Genomic DNA, 5207 nt, shown 5'->3' with positions numbered 1-5207 from the left:
ATTTTATAAAATATAGAAATTCTCTTAAAAAAGTCTTAACTTAATGACATTGACTGATAAGTCCTTATTTTTTTCTAGCCAAAAGATAACTTTATGTATATAATAGGAAAGAAATGTGGTGAAAAAATGAAAGATTATAGTGAATATTTTAAAGGGCCAAATTTAAAAGAGGCTCAAAAAAGAAGTAGAAAACAAGTTGATCATTTAAAAGATGCTTTTGAAATACCTAGTGATATGGTGAGTGTAGGTAAAGGAAAAACTTATTATATTCATACTTATGGTTGTCAAGCTAATGAACGTGATGGTGAAACATTAGCAGGTATTTTTGAAATGATGGGATATACAGCTGCTAAAGAAATTGAAGATGCTGATGTCATTTTATTAAATACCTGTGCTATTAGAGAAAACGCAGAAGAAAAAGTATTTGGGAAAGTAGGTTATGTTAAAAACTTAAAGAAGAAAAACCCAAATCTTATTTTTGGTTTATGCGGTTGTATGGCGCAAGAAGAAGTTGTTATTAAAAGAATATTAGAAAAGCACCCACATATAGATTTAATCTTTGGAACACATAATATTCATCGTTTACCAACTTTATTAAAAGAAGCAATGTTTAGTAAAGAAATGGTTGTAGAAGTATGGTCTAAAGAAGGGGATGTTATTGAAAATACGCCTGTTACACGTGCTAATGGGCATAAAGCATGGGTCAATATTATGTATGGATGTAATAAATTCTGTACGTATTGTATTGTGCCTTATACAAGAGGAAAAGAACGTTCTCGTTTAATGGATGATATTATTGAAGAAGTTAAAGGATTAAAAGCAGATGGGTATCAAGAAATCACTTTACTTGGACAAAATGTCAATAGTTATGGAAAAGATTTAGAAGAAGACTATGATTTTGCGACTCTTTTAGAAGAAGTTGCTAAAACTGGTATTGCGCGTATTCGTTTTACAACAAGTCATCCATGGGATTTTTCTAGAGAAATGATTGAAATCATTAATCAATATGATAACATCATGCCTTATATCCATTTACCAGTACAATCAGGAAATACAGAAATCTTGAAATTAATGGGTAGAAGATATACAAGAGAACAATATTTAGAACTTTTCCACATGATCAAAGAAGTGATGCCAGATTGTTCAATTACAACAGATATTATTGTTGGTTTCCCAAATGAAACAGAAGAACAATTCCAAGATACACTTTCTTTATATGAAGAATGTGAATACGATTTAGCCTATACATTTATCTATTCTCCTCGTGAAGGAACACCTGCGGCTAAAATGCAAGACAATGTGCCATTTGAACAAAAACAAGATCGTTTAGAAAGATTAAATGAAGTTGTTAAAGAAAAAGCTTTAAAACAAAATCAACGTTTCTTAAATCAAGTTGTGGATGTTTTAGTAGATGGTCCATCTAAACGTGATGAAACAATGATGACAGGATATACTGCACATCAAAAATTGATCAACTTCAAAGGACGTAAAGAAGATATTGGTAAAATTGTGCCTGTAAAAGTCACAGAAGTAAAAACTTGGGCTTTAAAAGGTGAACAAGTTGACTAGAATTGAAGAACTTGCTAGAAAATTAAATCAAGAAATTTTAGATTTAGAAGTTGTTCAAGAATATCAAAAGTATGAAAAACTTGTTTTAAATGATGAAAAACTTAAACAATTAGAAAAAGAATTAAAAGCATTACAAAAAAAGATTGTCAATCAAAAAGCTAAACAGGATGATGGTGTTACAAAAACAATTCAAGAATATCAAGAAAAAAAGGCATATTATGAAAATCATCCATTAGTTGTTAATTATTTATATTTACAAAATGAAGTGAATGAAATCTTACAAACAATCAATCAACAAATGAATAATGCTTTAAAGTAGGGAAACCTACTTTTTCTTTTTATTATTGACTTATTTAAATTTGGGGATTATAATTTTTCAAAAATATAGAAAGAATAAGGAGATAAAAAAATGGCATTTTACTTTGAAGAACCATCGCATACTTTTAATGAATATTTATTAGTTCCAGGATACTCATCAGCTGAGTGTCGTGCTGAAAACGTAAGTTTAAAAACACCATTAGTTAAATTTAAAAAAGGTGAAGAACCTGCATTATCATTAAATATTCCATTAGTTTCAGCAATTATGCAAGCTGTATCTGATGACAATATGGCAATTGCCTTAGCTAAAGAAGGTGGAGTTTCATTTATTTATGGATCTCAATCAATCGAAAGCCAAGCAGCTATGGTAAGACGTGTTAAAAATTATAAAGCTGGATTCGTTCCAAGTGATTCAAACTTATCACCTGAATCAACTTTAAAAGATGTTTTAGATTTAAAAGAAAAAACTGGACATTCAACAATGGCAGTTACAGCAGATGGAACTGCTAACGGTAAATTATTAGGAGTTGTTACTGGAAGAGATTATCGTATTTCTCGTTTATCAATGGATACAAAAGTTGAAACTTTTATGACACCATATGATAAACTAATTTGTGCAAATTTAGGAACATCTCTTAAAGAATGTAATGATATGATTTGGGATAACAAATTAAATGCATTACCTGTAGTAGATGCTGAACAAAGATTACATTATTTCGTATTTAGAAAAGACTATGAAAATAGAAAAAATAATCCAAATGAATTATTAGATGAAAATAAACGTTACATTGTTGGTGCTGGAATCAATACACGTGACTATGCTACACGTGTTCCTGCATTAGTAGAAGCTGGTGCTGATGTTTTATGTATCGATTCATCTGAAGGATTCTCAGAATGGCAAAAATTAACAATCGATTGGATTAGAGAAAATTATGGTGATACTGTTAAAGTAGGTGCCGGTAACGTTGTTGATGCAGAAGGATTTAGATTCTTAGCTGAATGTGGTGCTGATTTCGTTAAAATTGGTATCGGTGGAGGATCAATTTGTATCACTCGTGAACAAAAAGGTATTGGTCGTGGACAAGCTACAGCAACAATCGAAGTAGCTAAAGCAAGAGATGAATACTTTAAAGAAACAGGAATTTATGTACCAATTTGTTCAGATGGTGGTATCGTTCATGATTACCATATGACATTAGCCTTAGCGATGGGTTCTGATTTTATTATGCTAGGTAGATATTTCTCAAGATTTGATGAATCTCCTACAAATAAAGTTCAAATTAATGGACAATATATGAAAGAATATTGGGGAGAAGGTTCTGCTCGTGCTCGTAACTGGCAACGTTATGATATGGGTGGAGATGCTAAACTTTCTTTTGAAGAAGGTGTAGATTCTTATGTACCATATGCAGGAAGCTTAAAAGATAACGTTGGATTATCATTATCAAAAATTAAACATACAATGTGTAACTGTGGTGCTTTAACAATCCCTGAATTACAACAAAAAGCTAAAATTACTTTAGTATCAGCTACTTCAATTGTTGAAGGTGGCGCACATGATGTTGTGTTAAAAGACTCTAAAGAACAAAAATAAGACTTCTTAGAAGCAATGTCATTAAGTTAAGGTGGCATTGTACAAAAGACAGTTCTATTTATGTTAAGTTAAGGACAGACATATTTCTATGTTCTGTTCTTTTTGTTTTATCCTAAATAATTTGGTTTATTATCTTATTTTTGACGCACTTTAAAAGAACCAGTGTCTAGGCTCAAAAAAATTTGTGATATCTAGAAAAAATTATGTTAGAATAACTCTGTCAACTTGTTCTATTATTTAACGCTCTTGGTGATTGTCGTTTTATAGAACGTTGAACGTTTCTATCTGGCCTTGATGGGGTCAGATATTTTTTTATGTTTCTGATCAGGATGGATTCTTTTATTTGATTACGAAAATAGTTTCTTATGTTGGTCAATGCTGATCTTACATTGATGTTGTATATGTACTTTGTCTTTTTAATCTCCATCTTCTTTTTTATATTTTGAATGATCAAATTTGCATAGTTATAAAATAAAATTGATGCGTATATTTCCTGCTGTATATGCTGCCTTTTTTTACAATGGAAATAAAGCATGCCAACTGCGTATTTGAGATAATAGAATGCCGTTTCTTCATTCCATCTAAGATGGTAAAGATCTTTGAAATCACTTAATTTGAATTCATTTTCATCAAGATTGGTAACCAATGTTTCATATTTATCACCAGCTATTTTAAATCTTATGATTCTAAAACTAAGATCATAGAAACGATTACAGGCATCGAGATAATCAAAAACAGAAGTTGAAGGAACAAATACAAATTGATTGTTTTCATTTTTCTTGACTTCATTTGTTTGTACATTTGTAAGCGTACGAGTAACAGTAATATCAAATATTTCATCGGGTAGGGATAGAGATGTCAAAATTCCTTTTTTCGTATCGATATCCTTAACTCTGAATACAAATTTTTGATTACTTTCAATACAATGAGCCATGAGATTGTAACTTTCATAGTTTCTATCAGCTGTAATAATTGAATTTTCAGGATAATTACGGTGATTGATAAAATCAATCAGTGCGCTTACTTCACTTTTTTTGGTTGGCAGATCAATTCTTGATTCCCAAAATACATGATTGATACAGTCATACAAGGCATTCAGATGATATTGACAAACAATAGAATCCTGACCATAAGAGATTTGAGTATCATCCTGTAAAAAGGGCAGATTGATATCGGAACCATCCTGTGCAAGAATATAGTAACCATTCAATGTGGACAGATTATCAATGGAAGAAAGAAATCTTCTGTTGATAGATTTAAAAATTTCAGGGTACAACAGGTCACGGCGTTGTGAAACAGCAGATACTGATGGGATATCAGTATCTGAAGAAGTAAAATAATCAGAAACTTCACTTGGCAAAGAGTGAGCCTGCAAACCTAAAATAAATTTAATAAGTGTCTTGGGAGTAAGAATACGGCTTCTGGTAAAATTAGAAACCGGATCAACACAAAAACATCCAATAGACTCTACAGTAGAATCGATAACATCATCCAAGCGACGAGAAATCCACTTTGGGGAATAGTAGGCAATTTTAGTATTTTTATTTGACATAGATAATATCCTCCTTTGAAAAATACACCTACTAAAAAGGGCTTATAATGAATATAAAGAATATTCATTATAAGCCGCACAAAATCAAAGTCATGTCAATAGATAAAAAAAAGAACCCCCATATTTTATAAAATATAGAAATTCTCTTAAAAAAGTCTTAACTTAATGACATTG

General features: G+C 30.8%; 4 protein-coding genes. 3 read left to right on the top strand and 1 reads right to left on the bottom strand.

Annotated elements, in window-relative coordinates; genetic code table 11:
- Window positions 1–126: 126 nt before the first annotated feature.
- From miaB to ACLVEP_RS10145, 3 genes are all read left to right on the top strand, one after another.
- Window positions 127–1569 (top strand): tRNA (N6-isopentenyl adenosine(37)-C2)-methylthiotransferase MiaB, encoded by a 1443-nt coding sequence (gene miaB, locus ACLVEP_RS10155; protein WP_412584614.1) that lies wholly within the window; start codon window positions 127–129, stop codon window positions 1567–1569.
- Window positions 1553–1888, top strand: coding sequence for a YlbF family regulator (locus ACLVEP_RS10150; protein WP_318000444.1), 336 nt, complete (start codon window positions 1553–1555; stop codon window positions 1886–1888). The genes miaB and ACLVEP_RS10150 overlap by 17 nt, the downstream gene beginning before the upstream one ends.
- Before the next feature lie 90 nt (window positions 1889–1978).
- Window positions 1979–3481, top strand: a complete 1503-nt coding sequence (locus ACLVEP_RS10145) for an IMP dehydrogenase (RefSeq protein ID WP_412584612.1) — start codon at window positions 1979–1981, stop codon at window positions 3479–3481.
- A gap of 220 nt (window positions 3482–3701) precedes the next feature.
- On the opposite strand, the gene ACLVEP_RS10140 is transcribed toward ACLVEP_RS10145, so the two are convergent.
- Window positions 3702–5033 (bottom strand): IS4 family transposase, encoded by a 1332-nt coding sequence (locus tag ACLVEP_RS10140; protein ID WP_412582691.1) that lies wholly within the window; start codon window positions 5031–5033, stop codon window positions 3702–3704.
- Window positions 5034–5207: the final 174 nt, after the last annotated feature.

The sequence above is a fragment of the Faecalibacillus sp. genome (genome assembly GCF_047023275.1).
Classification (GTDB): Bacteria; Bacillota_I; Bacilli_A; order Erysipelotrichales; family Coprobacillaceae; genus Faecalibacillus.
The sequence above is the reverse complement of the archived record's forward strand: the minus strand, read 5'-3'. Positions and strand labels throughout refer to the sequence as shown.